The 17,390-nt window shown below is 64.1% G+C and carries 16 protein-coding genes; 9 read left to right on the top strand and 7 right to left on the bottom strand.

The genetic code is table 11. The annotated features are described in order from the left end of the window. Position 1 precedes the first annotated feature (1 nt). From CSQ91_RS19470 to prpR, 3 genes are all read right to left on the bottom strand, one after another. Positions 2-874, bottom strand: coding sequence for an alpha/beta fold hydrolase (locus tag CSQ91_RS19470; RefSeq protein WP_099389340.1), 873 nt, complete (start codon positions 872-874; stop codon positions 2-4). 90 nt (positions 875-964) lie between these two features. Further along, positions 965-1,903 carry a phytanoyl-CoA dioxygenase family protein gene (locus CSQ91_RS19465; protein WP_099389339.1) on the bottom strand — a complete coding sequence of 313 codons (939 nt, stop codon included), beginning with the start codon at positions 1,901-1,903 and terminating at the stop codon, positions 965-967. Positions 1,904-1,928: 25 nt separating this feature from the next. Further along, positions 1,929-3,554 carry a propionate catabolism operon regulatory protein PrpR gene (gene prpR, locus CSQ91_RS19460; RefSeq protein WP_099389338.1) on the bottom strand — a complete coding sequence of 542 codons (1,626 nt, stop codon included), beginning with the start codon at positions 3,552-3,554 and terminating at the stop codon, positions 1,929-1,931. 211 nt (positions 3,555-3,765) lie between these two features. Here prpR and CSQ91_RS19455 point away from each other — a divergent pair, with 211 nt between their 5' ends. Further along, the gene (locus CSQ91_RS19455) at positions 3,766-7,428 is read left to right on the top strand and encodes a sensor domain-containing protein (RefSeq protein ID WP_099389609.1); all 3,663 of its coding nucleotides are present in this window, start codon (positions 3,766-3,768) and stop codon (positions 7,426-7,428) included. Here the strand turns inward: CSQ91_RS19455 and xth are convergent. Continuing rightward, positions 7,425-8,189 carry an exodeoxyribonuclease III gene (gene xth / locus CSQ91_RS19450; protein WP_034782197.1) on the bottom strand — a complete coding sequence of 255 codons (765 nt, stop codon included), beginning with the start codon at positions 8,187-8,189 and terminating at the stop codon, positions 7,425-7,427. The two genes, CSQ91_RS19455 and xth, sit on opposite strands and share 4 nt — an antisense overlap. A 569-nt stretch (positions 8,190-8,758) precedes the next feature. Here xth and CSQ91_RS19445 point away from each other — a divergent pair. Genes CSQ91_RS19445 through CSQ91_RS19430 form a run of 4 tightly spaced genes read left to right on the top strand, consistent with a single transcriptional unit; the run spans position 8,759 to position 10,372 of the window. After that, positions 8,759-9,130: a hypothetical protein gene (locus CSQ91_RS19445; RefSeq protein WP_034751548.1), complete on the top strand. Its 372-nt coding sequence runs from the start codon at positions 8,759-8,761 to the stop codon at positions 9,128-9,130. A gap of 10 nt (positions 9,131-9,140) precedes the next feature. Beyond that, on the top strand, positions 9,141-9,329 hold the full coding sequence (locus CSQ91_RS19440) for a DUF1653 domain-containing protein (protein WP_034782199.1): 189 nt from the start codon (positions 9,141-9,143) through the stop codon (positions 9,327-9,329). A 33-nt stretch (positions 9,330-9,362) separates the two neighbouring features. Then, complete coding sequence (locus CSQ91_RS19435) at positions 9,363-9,833, top strand: CreA family protein (RefSeq protein WP_058049645.1); 471 nt, start codon at positions 9,363-9,365, stop codon at positions 9,831-9,833. Between the two features lie 11 nt (positions 9,834-9,844). Beyond that, complete coding sequence (locus CSQ91_RS19430; protein WP_070282795.1) at positions 9,845-10,372, top strand: hypothetical protein; 528 nt, start codon at positions 9,845-9,847, stop codon at positions 10,370-10,372. A gap of 94 nt (positions 10,373-10,466) precedes the next feature. On the opposite strand, the gene CSQ91_RS19425 is transcribed toward CSQ91_RS19430, so the two are convergent. Continuing rightward, on the bottom strand, positions 10,467-11,960 hold the full coding sequence (locus CSQ91_RS19425) for a leucyl aminopeptidase (RefSeq protein WP_034782204.1): 1,494 nt from the start codon (positions 11,958-11,960) through the stop codon (positions 10,467-10,469). Positions 11,961-12,027: 67 nt separating this feature from the next. Here CSQ91_RS19425 and lptF point away from each other — a divergent pair, with 67 nt between their 5' ends. The 4 genes from lptF to CSQ91_RS19405 are packed head-to-tail and all read left to right on the top strand — an operon-like array spanning position 12,028 to position 15,711. Further along, positions 12,028-13,173 (top strand): LPS export ABC transporter permease LptF, encoded by a 1,146-nt coding sequence (gene lptF / locus CSQ91_RS19420; protein ID WP_034782206.1) that lies wholly within the window; start codon positions 12,028-12,030, stop codon positions 13,171-13,173. Next, positions 13,170-14,339: an LPS export ABC transporter permease LptG gene (gene lptG / locus CSQ91_RS19415; protein WP_034782207.1), complete on the top strand. Its 1,170-nt coding sequence runs from the start codon at positions 13,170-13,172 to the stop codon at positions 14,337-14,339. The genes lptF and lptG overlap by 4 nt, the downstream gene beginning before the upstream one ends. Continuing rightward, positions 14,339-14,746, top strand: a complete 408-nt coding sequence (locus CSQ91_RS19410) for a sirohydrochlorin chelatase (RefSeq protein WP_034782209.1) — start codon at positions 14,339-14,341, stop codon at positions 14,744-14,746. Before lptG ends, CSQ91_RS19410 begins: the two co-directional genes overlap by 1 nt. After that, positions 14,743-15,711, top strand: coding sequence for a Stealth CR1 domain-containing protein (locus CSQ91_RS19405; RefSeq protein ID WP_099389337.1), 969 nt, complete (start codon positions 14,743-14,745; stop codon positions 15,709-15,711). The genes CSQ91_RS19410 and CSQ91_RS19405 overlap by 4 nt, the downstream gene beginning before the upstream one ends. Here CSQ91_RS19405 and CSQ91_RS19400 read toward each other — a convergent pair. After that, positions 15,708-16,358, bottom strand: coding sequence for a hypothetical protein (locus CSQ91_RS19400; protein ID WP_099389336.1), 651 nt, complete (start codon positions 16,356-16,358; stop codon positions 15,708-15,710). The genes CSQ91_RS19405 and CSQ91_RS19400 overlap by 4 nt on opposite strands. Positions 16,359-16,603: 245 nt before the next feature. Then, entirely contained in the window at positions 16,604-17,368 is a 765-nt protein-coding gene (cobA, locus tag CSQ91_RS19395) for a uroporphyrinogen-III C-methyltransferase (RefSeq protein WP_099389335.1), read from the bottom strand. Positions 17,369-17,390: the final 22 nt, after the last annotated feature.

Below are 17,390 nucleotides of genomic sequence, written 5' to 3'. Positions count from 1 at the left end.
CCTAGTCCAGGAACTGTTCGATGCGCGCCTGCATCCAGTCCGGCTGGTCGTACATGATGAAGTGGCGCGCCGTGTCGGCCAGCGCGACTTTTACGCCGGGCAGCTGGGCATACTGCTGCTGGAAGGTCGCTTCGATGGCGCTGCGCGGCGCATAGTCCTTGTAGGCGATCCAGGTACCCAGCACCAGGGTTGGCGATTTTATTTTCGCCACGTCCTGGCGCAAGTCGCTGGCTACCAGGGTGCCCATGGACTTGATCACCGTCTCGCGGTCCGAGCGCTGGCCCCAGCCGATGATGCGCTCCACGTCGGCCGGCGCGCTGGCCATGCTGCTTACCGTGCGGCGCTGGCTGGCGGCGTAGGTGGCGCCATCCTGCGCGCGCATGGCCGATTGCATCTGCGCAGCCATGGCTTGCAGCTGCGGCGGCGTGATGGAGGGCAGCTGCGTCGCGCCCAGCGCCGGCAGCGAGTCGACGATCACCAGCTTGCCCGTTTGGTCAGGATGGTCGATGGCCATTTTCAACGCCAGGAAGCCGCCCAGGCTATGCCCGATGATGGCCGGCTGGCCCAGTTTTTGGGTGCCGATGTAGTCGGCCAGTTGTTGCTCGGCCTGCGCCAGCAGGTCGCCCTCGATGGGCGCCACGCCGGCAAAACCGGCCAGTGTCAGCACGTGGCATTGGCGTGCGGCTTGCGGGCCGCACAGGCGCGCCACCGTGCCTTGCCAGACTTCGCCGGAAGACGCCAGGCCGGGAATCAGGACCAGGGGACGGCCTTGTCCTGTGACCTCGACCTTGAATGCCGCGGGCGCGGCGGCCTGGCTGGCGCCCGCCAGCAGCGCCGTACTGAGCAAGATCAATGTTTGCAGTGTTCGTTTCATGGGGTACTCCTCCTTGACGACCATGCTAGCGGCGCAGGGGCGCGGCTGCCAGCGCTGCGGGATGAGCGGCGCCAGGGCGGGATGAGTGGTTCAGATCCACGCATCCTGATCCTGGCAGTGCTCCGGGAGGTAGGTCAGGTACTGCACCATGCGCGGCGCCGGGCCGCGGTTGGGCGTGGCGCAATGGGGCAGGGCCTGGTGCCAGATGATGAAATCGCCGGCCATGCCTTCGACGGGCACGGGCCGCAAGTCCTCGACGGCCCATTCGCGCGGCTGGCGGCCCGGCGGTACTTGCCGCAGCCAGCCGGCCATGTGGTGCTGGAAGCCGGGCACGCAGTGAAAGGCGCCGTGCTGCGCCGGACAGTCGCTCAGGTACAGCATGCCTTGCAGCTTGAAGGGAACCGGCTGTTGCAGGCTGACGTCCCAGTGCAGGGCGCTGCCAAGGAAACGGTGCTGCGGCGTTTCCGGCGGATTGAAGCTCACCTTGTCGATGCTGGCGTAGATGCCGGTGCCGGCGCCGATGCCGGTGTCATATAGCTGCTGACAGGCGTGGCGTATGTGCGCGCAGTGGCGGTTTTCCTCGAGGGCCGGATGGTCGGAAAACTGCAGCATCAGGCCCCGCTTGCCCGGGTGCGGCCGGTACCACGATGCCGCATCATCGGGGCTGGCGCCCAGGTATTCCCATATCGCCGTTTGTGCGGCGACGCACTGCGCGCGCGGCACGGCGCCGCGCAGCACCAGGTAGCCGTGCTCATCGAAATGGCGCAGTTCGGCGGCCGACAGCACGTCCTGATGCGCGCTGGCGGCGTGCGCCGGGCGGACGCGCGTGCGGCCGGCCAGCCACGCCTGGAAGGCTTCCAGCGTAGGGCGTTGCTGGAACAGGAACTGCATGGCGTCTTCCATGGAAATGCCGCGCGCATACAGCGCCTTGATGTCCCGGTGGTCGCGCGCCAGTCCCTGGCTGCCGGCCGCGCCGCCGTGTCCCGTGCAGCGTTGCCATAATTCGTGCAAGTGAGGCCAGTCGTCCATGGTGTCTTTTGTCTGGTTGAAGAAATCAGCTGGTGCGCAGGCGGCGCCACAGGGTGGTGCGGCTGATGCCGAGGTAGTGGGCGGCGGCGTCGCGGCGTCCGCCAAAGCGCGCCAGCACGGCGCTGGCGCTTTCGTCTTCCGGGCGCGGCGCGATGGCGCCGGCCGGCGCCGGCAGCGGCGCCGGCGTGCCGGCAGCATTGGCCAGTTCCGGCGCCACGCCCAGCACGAAGGCGGGCGTCAGCGCCTGCAGCGGCTCGGCGGCCAGGAACAGGGCCAGGCGCTCGGCCAGGTTGCGCAGTTCGCGCACGTTGCCGGGCCAGTCGTAGCGGCGCAGCAGCGGCGCGCAAGCCTGGATTTCCGCATGTAGGTTGGGGTGCGGACGGGCGCCCAGCGCGGCCAGCGCGTTTTTCAGCGACCACTCGGCCAGGCCGGGAATGTCGCTGGCGCGTTCGCGCAATGCGGGCAAATGCAGGCGCAGCACGGCCAGGCGGTAAAACAGGTCGGCGCGGAAGCGTCCTTCGCGGATGCGCTGTTCCAGGTCGCAATGCGTGGCGCTGATGATGCGTACATTGATGGCGATGGGCCGCGTGCCGCCCACGCGCACCACTTCGCGCTCTTCCAGCACGCGCAGCAATCGCGTTTGCAGGGCCAGCGGCATTTCGCCGATTTCGTCGAGGAACAGCGTGCCGTGGTTGGCCGCCTCGAACAGGCCCGCATGGCCGCCCCTGCGGGCGCCCGTGAAGGCCCCATCCTCGTGGCCGAACAGTTCCGATTCCAGCAGGGATTCGGCGATGGCGCCGCAGTTGATGGCGATGAAGGGGCGGTTCGCGCCCAGGCTGCGCGGGCTTTCGCGGTGGATCGCCTGCGCCACCAGTTCCTTGCCGCTGCCCGTTTCTCCCTGGATCAGCACCGTTGCCGGCGAGCGCGCATACAGCACCACCGACTGGCGCAGCGCTTCCATCGCTTCCGACTCGCCGCGCAGATCGTGCAGGCCGTGCCGCGCGCGCAGGGTGTCGGCCACTACCGTGCGGCGTCCCCGGTTCGATTCGATCTGGGTCAGGCGCGCCAGTTCCAGCGCATCGTCGAAGGCGCGCCGGATGGCCGTGGCCGAATACACGAAGACGGCGGCCAGTCCCGCCTCTTCGGCCAGGTCGGTGACGAGGCCCGCGCCGACGACGGCTTTGACCCCGGCCGCCTTCAGTTCATTGATCTGCGCGCGCGCGTCTTCCTCGGTGGCATAGGTGCGCTGAAAGATCTGGAAGCCGAAGGTGGCGGCAAATTCGGCCAGTTCCGGCATCGGGTCCTGGTAGGTGACGACGCCGATGTGCGGCGAGATGCGCCGCGCGCGCGCCAGCGCCTGCATCACGTCGTAGCCGCTGGCCTTGGCGATGATGACGGGTACCGACAGTCTGCCTTTCAGGTAGGCGCCGTTCGAACCGGCCGCGATGACGGCGTCGCAGCGCTCCGTGGCCATGCGTTCGCGGATGTGGCGCACGGCGTCGTCGAAGCCCAGGTTGATCGGTTCGATCGTCGCCAGGTCGTCGTATTCGAGCGTGATGTCGCGGAACAGGTCGAACAGGCGCGAGACGGAGACGGTCCAGATGACGGGTTTGTCGCGGTGGTCGAGCGGAGGTTGGGGAGGGCGGCGCATGCTTTATTCTAAACGATTTGTTTCATTTTTCAGCCATGCAACGGCGTTGCAACGGGCGTGTTGCAAGTGGTCTGTGGTGTTTCAGATATTGCCAATAAGGAATATGAAAAAACCCCGGGAAACTGGTTTATGATCTAGCAGCACCATGATGCTTGGAAGAATATTTGCCCAGGCGCATGTTTATCTTGTCCTTAACCATCCCATGGTGTCCATGAACCGCGTACCGACCAGTCCCGATTTCATCGCCGATGCCTTGCAACTGATCGCCTTGCCGGCCTGCGCCTGCGATGCCTGCGGCATGGTGGTGGCCGCGAATGGCGCCTTGCAGACCCTGCTGGGGCGGGATATGGCGGGTTGGCTGCTGGCCGACTGCTTTACGGACGCTTACCGCGCATCGAGCACCAGCATGCTGCGCGGCGCGCTTGGCGCGGCCGGGCGCGAGCGGCACTGGGACAGCAGCCTGGAAGGGGAGGCGGGCGCTATCGCCGTGCAGGTCTGGTCGCGGCCCCTGCTGGTGGACGATGGCCTGCCCGGTGCGACCCTCGTGTTTGCCGACATCAGCGTGCAGCAGCGCGACCAGCAAGCCTTGCGCAAGACCTTGCTCGAGCAGCAGGCGATCCTGGAAAGCGCGGCCGTCGGCATCGTCTTTTCCAAGGGCGGCTTCATCGAGGAGTGCAATATCCGCGCCGCCGAGATGCTCGGCTACGCGCGCCACCAGCTGACGGGCATGCCGGGCGCGGTGCTGTACCGCTCCGCCGAGCATTGCCGCGCCCTGGGGCTGGAAGCGGCGCCGCTGCTGTCGAAGGGCAAGCCGTACCGCACGGAACTGGAATTGCGGCGTCAGGATGGCACCCTGTTCTGGAGCCGCCTGCACGGGCGTGCCGTCGATCCCCTCAATACGCATGACGGCACGGTCTGGATCATCGAAGACATCAGCGACCACCGGCGCGATGAAGACCAGCTGCGGCGCGCCATGCTGGAAATGCAGGCGGTGATGGATAACGCGCCCCTGGCCATCGGTTTTCAGCGCGACAAGGGCGTGCTGCGCTACAACCGGCGCTTCGCCGAATGCTTCGGTTTTGACGGCGACAGCGGCGTGGGCCTGGCCGTCGCCGACCTGTATCCGTCGCGCGCGGCGTATGACAATGTCGTGCGCCAGGCCGCACCACTGCTGCGGCGCGGCTTGCCGTTCCAGGGCGAGATGGAGATGCGCCGCCGCGACGGCTCCACGTTCTGGGCCCTGGCGTATGGCTATGTGCTGAATCCCGAGAGCCAGTCCGACCGTGCGCTGCGCGACACGATCTGGCTGTTCGACGACCGCAGCGCGCAGAAGGCGGCCGAGGAGGCGACGCGCCAGCTGATGCTCGAGCAGCAGGCTATCCTCGACAATGCCTCCGTCGGCATCCTGTTTTCCCGTTCGCGCCTGATCCTTCGCTGCAATCCCCGTTTCGCCGAAATGTTCGGCTACGCGCAGGAGGAGATGACGGGCCTGCCCGCCGCCGAACTGTTTCCGTCGCCCGCCGCCTACGAGGAGTTTGGCGTACAGGCCACGCCGCTGCTGGGGCAGGGCTTGCCATACGAGCAGGATGAATCGCTGTTCCGCCGCCGCGACGGCAGCCTGTTCTGGTGCCGCATCCGCGCCAAGGCCGTCGACCAGACGCACAGCGAGCAGGGCGCCATCTGGATACTGGAAGACATCACGGCCAGCCGCCAGACGCAGATGGAAGTGGCGGCCATCATGACGAATGCCTCGGTGAGCATCCTGTATACCAAGAACCGCCTGATCACGCGCTATAACCTGGGCTTTGCCGCGATGTTCGGCTATAGCGGCGACGAGGCGCTGGGCTTGCCCGGGCGCGCGCTGTACGTGTCGCAGCAATCGTACGAGCTGCTGGGCGCGGCGGCCTTCCCCTTCCTGTCCGTGGCCAAGCCCTTCCAGACGGAAGTGGAAATGATGCGCCGCGACGGCAGCACCTTGTGGGCGCAGCTGATCGCCTATGTCGTCAATCCGGACGATCCCGCCGCCGGCACCATCTGGATCATCGAGGACCGCACGGAAGCCAAGCGCGCCGAAGAATCCCTGCGCAACGCGCTGCTGGAAAACCAGGCCATCCTGGACAGCGCCGTGCTGGGCATCTCGGTGATAGAGGGCGGCTACAATTTGCGTGCCAACAGCAAGATGGAAGAGTTGTTCGGCTATGGACCGGGTGAAATCAACGGCCTGTCGGTGCAGGCCCTGTATCCGGACATGGCCGCGTGGAAGGTGGCGCGCGGCGAGACGGCGCGCGACTTCGATGCGGGACGCGTGCACATGTCGGAATACCAGCTGGTGCGCAAGGATGGCAGCCGCTTCTGGGCGCGCCTGTCCGGCCGGCCGTTCGACCTGGCGCATGCGCATGGCCGTTCCGTGTGGCTGGTCGACGACGTGACGGCGCGCCGCGAGGCGGCCGAGGCGGTGCGCCGCGCGCGCGACGAGCTGGAATTGCGCGTGCAGGAACGCACGGCCGAACTGGCCGGCGCCAACCTGCTGTTACAGGGCGAGATCGTCGAGCGGCGCCAGGCCGAGGCGCGGGTGCACCACATGGCCTATCACGACAACCTGACAGGCTTGCCGAACCGCGCGTTGCTGTCGGACAGGCTGGAACGGGCCATGCTGGCCTCGCAGCGTTCCGGGCGCAAGCTGGCCGTGATGTTCATCGACCTGGACCGCTTCAAGACCATCAACGATTCGCTGGGCCACATGACGGGCGACCTGCTGCTCAAGGAAGTGGCCGCCCGGCTGTGCGGCGCCGTGCGCGCCAGCGACACGGTGGCGCGCCTGGGCGGCGACGAATTCGTCGTGCTGGTGCCGGGCATCCGCGGCAGCGACGAAGCGGCGCGCGTGGCCGAGAAGATCATCGAAGCGCTGACACCCGCCTTTCCGCTCGACGGCCATGTGCTGCACGTGACGCCGTCGATTGGCATCTGCCTGTATCCGGACGATGGCGGCGACGTCGACGCCCTGATGCGCCATGCGGATGCGGCCATGTACCACGCCAAGGGCAATGGCCGTAATAACTACCAGTTCTTCACGCAGACGATGAACCAGGCGGCGGCCTTGCACTTCGACCTGGAAAGCAGCTTGCGCACGGCGTTGGCGCTGCAGCAGTTCGAACTGTTTTACCAGCCCGTCATCGATATCGCCACGCGCCGGCTGCACGGCATGGAAGTGCTGCTGCGCTGGCGCCGCCCGGGCCACGGCCTGGTGCTGCCGGACCGCTTCATTCCCATCATGGAGGAAAACGGCCTGATCGTGCCGGTGGGCGAATGGGTGATGCGCCAGGCCTGCGAGCAAAGCATGGCCTGGCAGCGCCAGGGCTTGCAGCCCGTGCCCTTGGCGGTGAATCTGTCGCCGCGCCAGTTCATGCACAAGGGCCTGGTGGCGGCGATTGGCGCCGTGGTGCGGGAAACGGGCATCGACCCGGCGCTGCTGGAATTCGAGATCACCGAGACGGCGCTGATGCAGCACGGCGAGCATACGCTGGAGATTTTGCGCCAGATCAATGGCATGGGCTTGCGCCTGTCGATCGACGATTTCGGCACCGGCTATTCCAGCCTGGCCTACCTGAAGCGCTTCCCCGTGAAGAAGGTCAAGATCGATCGCGCCTTCATCAAGGATCTGGAGCACAGCGGGGAAGACCGCGCCATCGTGGCGGCCATCATCGCGCTGGCCGACAGCCTGCAATTGTCGGCCGTGGCCGAGGGCGTGGAGACGGAAGAGCAGTTCGCCCTGCTGCAGGCGAACGGCTGCCGCTATGCGCAGGGCTATCTGTTTTCCGCGCCAGTGCCTGCCGTGAACGCGCAGGCCTTGCTGGAGCGGATAGCCGTTAGCTAGTCAATCGTCGCCACGACTGGCGCATGGTCGGACGGCTGTTCCCACTTGCGCGGTACGCGGTCGATGACGCACGCCGTGCAGCGGGCGGCGAGGGCGGGCGAGAGCAGGATGTGGTCGATGCGCAGGCCCTTGTTCAGGCGGAAGCCCAGCTGGCGGTAATCCCACCAGCTGAACGATTTGTCCGCCTGCTCGAACAGGCGGAAGGCATCCGTCAGGCCGATGTCGAACAGGCGCTGCAGGGCGGCGCGTTCCTTGTCCGACACCAGTACCTGGCCTTCCCAGGCGACAGGGTCATGCACGTCGCGGTCGTCGGGCGCGATATTGTAGTCGCCGACGACGGCCAGTTGCGGGTGCTGCTGCGCTTCTTCGGCCAGCCAGTCGTGCAGGGCGGCCAGCCAGCCCAGCTTGTATTCATACTTGTCCGAGTCGACGCTCTGGCCGTTCGGCACGTAGGCGCAGACGACGCGCACGCCACCGATGGTGGCGGCCAGGATGCGCTGCTGCGCATCTTCATAGCGCGGGTTGTTCTTCACCACGTCGGTGATCGGCAGCTTCGACAGGATGGCCACGCCGTTATACGTTTTCTGGCCGCTGAAGACCACCTGGTAGCCGGCCGCCTCGATCTCGGCGACGGGGAACTTGTCGTCCGTCAGTTTGGTCTCTTGCAGGCAGAGTATGTCGACCGGGTTGTCTGTCAGCCACTGCAGCACTTGCGGCAGGCGCACTTTGAGCGAGTTGACGTTCCAGGTGGCGAGTTTCATGGGAAAAATCCTTGCTTGAATGGGTATCGATAGGCGCGAATCTTACCGCATGCGTGTCGATGACGTCTTGCGCCGCTTGCCGGGTAGGAGCTTTATTTGCTGGCAGGGAAAAAGAGTACAAATAAAGTATTTATACTTAACCAATCGTGGCGCATGAATATTATGTTTTTGTGTATCATTGATCAACCCCTATGTTTGATTTGGCATAAGTGGCTGGCGTGGCAGGATGCGTCTCGCTGATTAACGCGACAAAGGTGTAAAGTTTCTCGCTAAAACGCGATAAAAACTACTAAAATGGCACCGTGTAACAACTGTGTCACACAGCTTTGTTACGGCCAAGTTGGCAACCAGACAGGAAGCAGTTGTAATTAGTTGTAATTGCTATTCCGATTACATGACCACTGTGCCGGGGACGGAGTGTCAATTCCGTCCCTGGCGCCGCCAGACTTGTTATATAAATTGCAGTACTATATCTATGAGACTGTTTTGCGACATCAATAGATGGTACTATTTTGAAATGTTGCAGTTTTAATAGTGAGACTTGCGCGTAGCATTTGCAAAGGAAGAAAATGCGAACTGCATTTGAAGCGTGGGCGCAGCGTGACGGCCACATTGTGCGGCGAAGAGAAGACAAACCGGATGAGTACCTGATTTTCGAGACCCAGCGCCGCTGGGTTATCTGGCAGGCTGCTCTGACGCATGGCAAGACGGCTGCCAAGCCGCGCGTGAGCGCTGCCGAAAAGGCGGCGAAAGCCCAGCGCGCGCTGGAAATGTCTTCCGATGAAGCGACCGTGCGCAACAAGGTGCTCAATGAAGTGCTCGACGCCTTCAGCGGCGCCGATGGCGCGGCCGGCATGGAAGGCATACTGAAAGTGATCCAGGGCCTGAAGCAGAAGCAGAAGGCGCTGGCCGACGACAAGAGCGAAGATTCAACGGCTTGAGGGGACGGCGATGCGTTATCGGCACTACAAGGGCGGCATTTACGAACTGGTGTGCGAAGCCACGCTGGAAGCGGATCTGACGCCGATGATCGTCTATCGCGCCGCCGACGGTTCCATCTGGACCCGGCCGAAGGACGTGTTCTTTCAACTGATCGAAGTCGAAGGCGTCATGGTCCAGCGTTTCGCTCCCATCAACTGATGGCCGCCTGCGTGCGTGCCCGGGATACTCTTCATGCGTAAATTGCTGCCTGCCGCTCTGGTGCTGGGCTTTGCCTGCGCCGCGGCGCACGCCGAAACCATCGGTTCGGTCGACACGGTGTTCAAACTGATCGGCCCTGACCACAAGATCGTCGTCGAAGCGTATGACGACCCGCGCGTCGCCGGCGTCAGCTGTTATCTGTCGCGCGCCAAGACGGGCGGCATCAAGGGCGCCGTCGGCCTGGCCGAAGACAAGGCCGATGCGGCCGTGGCGTGCCGCCAGGTGGGGCCGCTGCAATTCAAGGGCAAGCTGCCACGCCAGGAAGAAGTGTTTACCGAGCGAGCCTCGATCTTCTTCAAGCATGTGCGCGTCGTGCGCATGGTCGACAGCAAGCGCAATGCGCTGGTCTACCTCGTGTATTCCGACCGCCTGATCGACGGCAGTCCGAAAAACAGCGTCACCGCCGTCGCCGTGCCCGGCGACCAGCCGATTCCCGTCCGTTAAGCGAGCTTCCCATGCGCGTGCCATCGTCTGCCGCCCTTGCCGCCAGGACGCTGCTGCTGTTTGGCCTGGGCGGCTGCGCCACCCTGACTGGCAACACCGAACAGATGGTGCTGGTGCAAACCATCCAGGACAACCGCGAACTGACGGGCGCCGGCTGCATCCTCAGCAACGACGTGGGCAAGTGGTTCGTCACCACGCCAGGGCGCATCACCATCCGCAAGAGCCAGGAACCGTTGAAGGTCGACTGCCGCAAGCACGGTTCGCCCGCCATCGCGACGGACGACCACATCGACCCCAAGCTCAATGGCAGCGTCTGGGGCAATGTCATCCTGACCCTGGGTGTCGGCTATTTCGTCGACCGCAACACGGGCGCCGGCTTTGACTACCCATCCATTTTGACCATCGTCATGCAGGACCCCGCGCGCCTGGCGCCGCCGCCCGCGCCCGTCGCCGCGAAGCCGCAGCCGGCCGCCGTGCCGGAAACGGTGGTGCAGCCGAAGGTGGCGCCGTCGCCCTTGCCCAATCCCGTCGTCTACTGATTCAAATACACATAAAAAAGCCGCCAGGGTCAGTGACCGTGGCGGCTGCTTCGCGACGCCGATAGCGCAGGGCGCGCTACCGGCAGGCGTCAACTTACACGCGGTTGATCAGGAACGTGGTGAGCAAAGGCACCGGACGGCCGGTCGCGCCTTTTGCGCCGCCCGATTTCCATGCCGTGCCGGCGATGTCCAGATGTGCCCAGGTGTACTTCTTGGTGAAGTTTTCCAGGAAGGCCGCTGCCGTCACCGAACCGCCGCCTGGCGTGCCGATGTTGGCCAGGTCGGCGAAGTTCGACTTCAGCTGCTCGTTGTACGCCTCTTCGATCGGCATGCGCCATGCCGTGTCGCTCGACTGTTTGCCCGCTGCCAGCAATTCATTGGCCAGCTGGTCATGCGCCGCATCGCTGCGCGTAAACAGGCCGCTGTTGTGGTGGCCCAGGGCCACGACGCAAGCGCCCGTCAGGGTGGCGATATCGACCACGGCTGCCGGCTTGAAGCGTTCGGCGTAGGTCAGCGCGTCGCACAGCACCAGACGGCCTTCGGCGTCCGTGTTCAGCACTTCGATGGTCAGGCCGTTCATGGAAGTGACGATGTCGCCCGGCTTGGTGGCACGGCCCGACGGCATGTTTTCGCACGCGGCGATGATGCCGATGACGTTCAGCTTCAGGTTCATTTCGCCGATGGCGCGGAAGGTGCCCAGGACGGAGGCGGCGCCGCACATGTCGTACTTCATTTCATCCATGCCAGGACCGGCCTTGATCGAAATGCCGCCCGTGTCGAAGGTGATACCCTTGCCGACCAGGACGACTGGCGCATCCTTGGCCTTGCCGCCCATGTGTTTCAGGACGATGAACTTCGGCGGCTGCTCGCTGCCGTTGGTGACGGACAGGAAGCTGCCCATTTTCAGCGCTTCGAGCTGTTTGCGGTCCAGCACTTCGACTTCGAACTTGTAATCCTTGGCCAGCTGCTTGGCCGTGTTGGCCAGGTAGGTCGGATTGGCGATGTTTGCCGGCAGGTCGCCCAGGTTGCGCGTCAGGTCGGAACCGTTGGCGATGGCGATGGCTTGCGCCAGCGCGCCGCGCGTGGCGGCCGTTGCAGGAGCAGCCAGGACGATCTTGCGCACGCCTGCTGGCGCCGGATCTTTTTTGCTTTTTTGCGAGTCGCAGCGGTATTGGCTGTCATGTGCGGCTTGCACCACGCAACGGATTGCCCAATTTACGTCGCGCTCTTTCACTTCAGCCAGCGGTAATGCGATAATGGCGTCCGCAGCGCCCAGCGAGCCGAAGGCCTTCAGTGCGGCTTGTACGCCGGTCGTGAAGCTTTTTTCGCTGACAGTGTCATCGCTGCCCATGCCTACCAGCAGAACACGTTCGGCGGCGACGCCATCGACTGCGCGCAGCAGCAAGGTGCTGCCAGGCTTGCCGCTGATGTCGCCGGACTTCAGCGCAGCCGAAATTGCACCCTTGCTGTCCAGCGATTTTGCCGCTGGCGACAGTTTTTTGTTTTCGAATACCGCAACCGCGATGCATCCGCTTTTGGCCGTGCCGAGGGTGCTCTTGGTATCGAATGCTTTTATGCTAAAGTCCATTTGGTTCTCCGTTTTCATTTACTAGTAACGTGTTACTCAACTAACCGATCCGAATTATAAACTCCGAATGATCTTTCAACGCGCCCTTCGACGTGAATTGGCTAGTGCCGCCGGGGCCACCTTCACAGTTTTGTTCAGCATCCTGCTCACCTGGATGCTGATCGGTATTCTCGGCAAGGCGGCGGGCGGCAAGATTGCGTCGTCCGACGTCATGTCGCTGATGGTCTTTTCCGCCCTGATGCAGCTGCCCACCATCATCATCCTCACCGGATTCATTTCGGTGCTGATGGTCGTCACCCGCAGCTACAAGGAGTCGGAGATGGTGGTGTGGTTCGCCTCCGGCCTGAGCCTGTCGCGCTGGATCTGGCCGGTGCTCAGCTTCGGCCTGCCGCTGGTGCTGGCCACCGGCATCCTGAGCCTGTACGCCACGCCGTGGGCGCAAAAGAAAAGCGATGAATATGTGGCGCGCTTTGAAAAGCGCGAAGACCTGCAGAAAGTCACGCCGGGCCAGTTCCGCGAATCGGCCGGCAGCAACCGCATCTTCTTCGTCGAGGGCGTCAGCGGCGAGAAGACGGTGGTGCAAAACGTCTTCGTCAATACCGTCGATGAAAAAGGCAGCGCCGTCGTCGTCGTCGCCAAGGAAGGCGTGATCAATACCGACGCCAAGGGTGAACGCTTCCTGGTGCTCAAGAGCGGCCGCCGCTACCAGGGCGTGCCGACGCAGGCGGACTTCCAGACCATGGAGTTCGAACAGTACATCATGCGCATCGAGAGCAAGCAGCAGGAACTGGGCGCGGAACTGGGCGTGCGCGCCATGAGCACCATGGCGCTCATCGCCGATCCGAATCCGTATACCATGGCCGAATTGCTGTGGCGGGTCAGCGCGCCACTGATCGGCCTGATGCTGATCCTGCTGGCCATTCCGCTGGGCTTTGTCAATCCGCGTGCCGGCAGTTCGACCAACCTGATCATCGCCCTGCTGATTTTCTTTACGTACAGCAACCTGATCAAGGTCATCGAAGCGAGCGTGAAGCAGGGCCGCCTGACCTTTGGCCTGGCCTGGTGGCCGCTGCACCTGCTGGCGGCGCTGGCCGTGGTGGCGCTGTTTGCGTGGCGCCTGAATGTGAACCACCGCTATCATCCGCTGGTCCTGCTGGCGGCTTTCAAGCGCGCGCGCCGCGCCGGCAATACAAGTAAAGCGGCATCGAAATGAAGATTTTACAGCGCTATTTTGCGGTCTCGATATTCCAGGCGGTGCTGTTCGTGCTGCTGGCCTTCCTGGCACTGCAAGCCTTCATCGACCTGACGGGCGAGCTGCCCAAGGTGGGCCGCAACGGCTACACCATCCAGTATGCCTTCCTGTACGTGCTGGTGCTGGTGCCGGGGCACGTGTACGAGGTGATGCCGATCGCGGCGCTGATCGGCACGATCTACACGATGGCGCAGTTTGCCGCCAGTTCCGAATTTACCATCATGCGCGCATCGAGCATGTCGACGGCGATGGCGGCCGGTTTCCTGTTCCGCATCGGTATCGTCTTCGTCGTCATCACCTTCATCTTCGGCGAGTTGATCACGCCGCGCACGGAACCGCTGGCCGAACGCCTCAAGCTGACCTCGCGCGGCGCGGCCGTGTCCAGCGAGTTTCGCTCGGGCCTGTGGACCAAGGACATGGTCAAGAGCGATGGCCTGACGGGCACCGTCACCGGTTCGCGCTTTTTCAATGTCGGCGAAGCGCGTCCGGACGGCCAGCTGAAAAACGTCAAGCTGTATGAATTCGACACCGATATGCGTTTGCGCACCCTGACCGTGGCCAAGGGCGCGACGTATCGGGGCAATAATATCTGGCGCCTGACCGATGTGACGGAAACCTCGTTCTCGAACAGCGCGGCCACGTCGCCCGGCTTCGAGCCGAAGCTGTCGAACTATTATGGACAGGAAACGAGCCTGGTGCATACGGTGCAAAGCGCCAGCAAGGACATGACGTCGGAAGTGACGCCGAAGATCCTGACGGTGTCGGCTTCCGATCCCGAGCGCATGTCGGCCAGCGAACTGGCCGTGTACACGCGCCACCTGGCCGAGAACAAGCAGGAAACCGAGCGTTTCCGCATTGCCTTCTGGAAAAAGCTGATCGATCCGCTGGCCATTTTCGTGTTGATGGCGCTGGCGCTGCCGTTCGCCTACATGCATACGCGCAGCGGCGGCATCAGCCTGAAGATTTTCATCGGCATCATGATCGGCGTGAGCTTCATGCTGGTCAACACCCTGTTCTCGCATCTGGGGCTGCTCAGCACCTGGCCGGCCTTCCTGACGGCGGTGGCGCCGAGCGCGCTGTATCTGCTGCTGGCGCTGGGCGCCCTGTGGTGGGTGGAGCGGCACTGATGGAGACGAACGCGGAACAGGCGCTGATCCTGTTTGCCCATGGCGCGCGCGCCGCATCGTGGGCCGCGCCCTTCGAGCGCCTGCGCGACCTGACCCAGGCGCGCATGCCCGGCACCGGCGTGCACCTGGCTTTCCTTGAACTGATGACGCCACGCCTGCCCGAGCTGGTGCAAAGCCTGCTGGCCAAGCTGCCGGCCGGCGCCATTCTGGACGTCACCGTGGTGCCCGTGTTCCTGGGGCAGGGCGGGCATGTGCTGCGCGACTTGCCGCTATTGCTGGAAGAATTGCGCCAGCGGCATCCGGCACTGCGCCTGAAGGTGGTCGAGGCGGTCGGCGAGAACGCCAGCGTGCTCGCCGCCATCGCCGATTACTGCGTGGCGGCGCCAGGCTCCAGCACTCTCCCTTGAGCGGCATCGACATCGTCTACCTGTGGGTCGACGGCACCGATCCCGCTTGGCGCGCGCGCTGGCAGCACGCGTATGCCGCCTGGGCGCGGGCGCATCCCGGCCAGCTGGCCCTGCACGGCAACGTGGCGGGGCGCTACCGCGACAACGGCGAGCTGCGCTACAACCTGCGCGCGCTCGAGCGCTTCTTCCCCGGCCACGGCCATATCTACCTGCTGACGGACCGGCAAGTGCCGGAGTGGCTGCGCGCCTCACCGCGCCTGACGGTGATCGACCATGCGAGCCTGATGCCCGCTGCCGCCTTGCCCGTGTTCGACTCCGGCCATATCGAATCGTATCTGCACCATATTCCGGGCCTGTCCGAGCGCTTCCTGTATCTGAACGACGACGTATTTTTTGGCGCGCCGTTCGAGCCCGCATTCTGGTTTGGGGAGGAAGGGGACGGGCGTTTGAGTGTTTTCACGGAGAGTGCGCTGCACGAAGACATGCAGGGCTTGCGCGCCGACGTGGCGGCGCCTGTCAATTGCGCCACCTTGTCGCGGCAATGGCTGTCGGCGCAGTATGCAGCTTACCAGCATGAACCGCGCCTGTATGCGCACGCGCCGCGGCCCATGCTGAAAAGCGCGCTGCATGCACTGGAAGGGCTGGCGCCGGCCATGTTTGCCGGCGTGCGCGCGACGGTGTTTCGCTCGTGGCAGGTGCCGGCGTTGCTGCCCGACCTGGTGCCGCGCTGGATGGTGCATCAGGGGATTGCGCGGTCGCGCATGCTTGACCCGCTGCATATCGCCAGCGGCGATGTGGCGGCGCCGCAGCAGCTTGAAGAGCTGGCGGCGCGTTTTGGCAGCTTGCCGTTTTTCTGTATCAACGATACCTGCGACGAGGCCGAGGATGACGACCCGCGCCTGCTGCGCGTGGCCGCGACCTTGCAGCGGCTGCTGCCGCTGCCATCTTCATTTGAAGGCGGTTAAGCCGATTTCTTCTTTGGCGCCAGGCTGATGCGGGCGGCGGCCGAACTGTCGGACAGCGAAGCGAGGAACAGCAGCAGATAGGCGCCCAGTTCGAAGACTTCCTCGCCCAGCAGCGCGTAGGCGTCCGGCATGCCATGGAAGACCTTCTTGTCGAAGGGCCAGCCGGCGACCATCAGCAAGCCGCCGATGGCCGTCAGGATGGTGATGCGCATGCTGAAAATCAGGCCGGCATGGGCAAACACCTTGCCGGCGCGCGGCGCGAAAAAGATCAGGATGCGTATCAGGATCAGCAATTCCAGCACGCGCAGGGCTTTTTCCAGCTGGGCCCAGACGGGCGCCGTGCCGAACTGGTCGATATCGAGTTCGCGCAGCAGGAAGCCGAACAGCAGGGCACACAAGCCTGCATGCATGAGAAAGCGCAGCGACTGGCGGTCAGTCTCTTGCCAGGCGCGCACGCCGTGCACGGTGCAAGCCAGGGCCAGGAACAGCGCTTGCAGCCATTCCAGCAAATGGTTTTCGTCGTCGATATTCGGGAACACCGTCCACAGGGCGATGGAGGCGAGCATGCTTAACAGCACAGCGCTGGCGACGCCGACATTGCTGCGGCTGAGCGAAGTCAGGGCTTCGCGCATGGAGGTGAAATTCATGTGTGGTCGTAAGGCTAAAGTTGCGCGGCGCGGTATTGCAGCCTGCGGGCGCAGCTTTTTTCGGGGAGGTTGCCAGTGGTTCCGTCAGCCGGGAGACCGCATGGCAAGCGCTATGGCGGGGCGAAGCGTGAATTTATTGCTATCACACAACAACTTCTCGAGAAAAGATGCGTCCGCATCGTATCATGTTTCCTCTGAAGACGTCGATTACTGACTTTAAAGTCGGTAAAATACGGTGTGTTTATTCAAGCATGGCGGGCCAGCATGGCGGCGGCTTCTTCGGTGCTCTGGTGCGCGCGCGCGGCCATGGCGTCGCCCAGCATCACCAGCACGGGGCCGTGGGTATCGCCCAGGCCATGCGCCAGGGCGCTCAGCGGAAGGCGCACGATGCGCTGGTCCGGGCGGCTGCAGTTTTCAATCACCACCACCGGGGTGTCGGCACGGCGGCCCTGCGCCAGCAGGCGCTGTGCCGTGGCGATGGCTTCACGGCCGCCCATGTATTGCACCAGGGTGTCGCAGTCGGGAATGCGCGTCTGGTCCGGTTCGCCCGGCGCCGTGCTGGACGTGAAAAAGGCCACGCTGCGCGACACGCCCCGCTTGGTCAGCGGCTGCTGTGTGGCGGCCGCTGCCGCCAGTGCCGTGGTAATGCCGGGCACCACTTCCACCGCGATGCCCGCCTCTTCCAGCGCGCGCAATTCCTCGTCGGCGCGCCCGAACAGCATGGGGTCGCCCCCTTTCAGGCGCACGACGACGGCGTGCTTGCGCGCATGGTCGACCAGTTGCTTGTTGATGAAGGCCTGTGCCGTCGACAACTGGCCGCAGCGCTTGCCTACGAGGATTTTCTTCGCCTGCGGGCACAGCTCCAGCATCTCCTCGGTGACCAGCGCGTCGTGCAGCACGACGTCCGCTTGCGCCAGCAGGCGCGCGCCGCGCAAGGTCATCAGGTCTTGCGCGCCGGGGCCGGCGCCGACCAGGTAGACCTTGCCGGGGAGAGATGGGGAGCTGTTCATGTGGCTGCCTTTCCTGGACGCT

This window comes from Janthinobacterium sp. BJB301 (assembly GCF_002735685.1).
Lineage (GTDB): Bacteria > Pseudomonadota > Gammaproteobacteria > Burkholderiales > Burkholderiaceae_D > Janthinobacterium > Janthinobacterium lividum.
The sequence above is the reverse complement of the archived record's forward strand: the minus strand, read 5'-3'. Positions and strand labels throughout refer to the sequence as shown.

What these genes read in the sequence shown, in the direction of transcription:
- lptF (WP_034782206.1), top strand. Translation starts at nt 12,028, where the DNA reads ATGATCTTTCAACGCGCCCTTCGACGTGAATTGGCTAGTGCCGCCGGG.
- CSQ91_RS19470 (WP_099389340.1), bottom strand. Translation starts at nt 874, where the DNA reads ATGAAACGAACACTGCAAACATTGATCTTGCTCAGTACGGCGCTGCTG.
- CSQ91_RS19425 (WP_034782204.1), bottom strand. Translation starts at nt 11,960, where the DNA reads ATGGACTTTAGCATAAAAGCATTCGATACCAAGAGCACCCTCGGCACG.
- CSQ91_RS19430 (WP_070282795.1), top strand. Translation starts at nt 9,845, where the DNA reads ATGCGCGTGCCATCGTCTGCCGCCCTTGCCGCCAGGACGCTGCTGCTG.
- CSQ91_RS19410 (WP_034782209.1), top strand. Translation starts at nt 14,339, where the DNA reads ATGGAGACGAACGCGGAACAGGCGCTGATCCTGTTTGCCCATGGCGCG.
- CSQ91_RS19445 (WP_034751548.1), top strand. Translation starts at nt 8,759, where the DNA reads ATGCGAACTGCATTTGAAGCGTGGGCGCAGCGTGACGGCCACATTGTG.
- CSQ91_RS19400 (WP_099389336.1), bottom strand. Translation starts at nt 16,358, where the DNA reads ATGAATTTCACCTCCATGCGCGAAGCCCTGACTTCGCTCAGCCGCAGC.
- prpR (WP_099389338.1), bottom strand. Translation starts at nt 3,554, where the DNA reads ATGCGCCGCCCTCCCCAACCTCCGCTCGACCACCGCGACAAACCCGTC.
- CSQ91_RS19455 (WP_099389609.1), top strand. Translation starts at nt 3,766, where the DNA reads ATGAACCGCGTACCGACCAGTCCCGATTTCATCGCCGATGCCTTGCAA.
- cobA (WP_099389335.1), bottom strand. Translation starts at nt 17,368, where the DNA reads ATGAACAGCTCCCCATCTCTCCCCGGCAAGGTCTACCTGGTCGGCGCC.
- CSQ91_RS19440 (WP_034782199.1), top strand. Translation starts at nt 9,141, where the DNA reads ATGCGTTATCGGCACTACAAGGGCGGCATTTACGAACTGGTGTGCGAA.
- CSQ91_RS19435 (WP_058049645.1), top strand. Translation starts at nt 9,363, where the DNA reads ATGCGTAAATTGCTGCCTGCCGCTCTGGTGCTGGGCTTTGCCTGCGCC.
- xth (WP_034782197.1), bottom strand. Translation starts at nt 8,189, where the DNA reads ATGAAACTCGCCACCTGGAACGTCAACTCGCTCAAAGTGCGCCTGCCG.
- lptG (WP_034782207.1), top strand. Translation starts at nt 13,170, where the DNA reads ATGAAGATTTTACAGCGCTATTTTGCGGTCTCGATATTCCAGGCGGTG.
- CSQ91_RS19465 (WP_099389339.1), bottom strand. Translation starts at nt 1,903, where the DNA reads ATGGACGACTGGCCTCACTTGCACGAATTATGGCAACGCTGCACGGGA.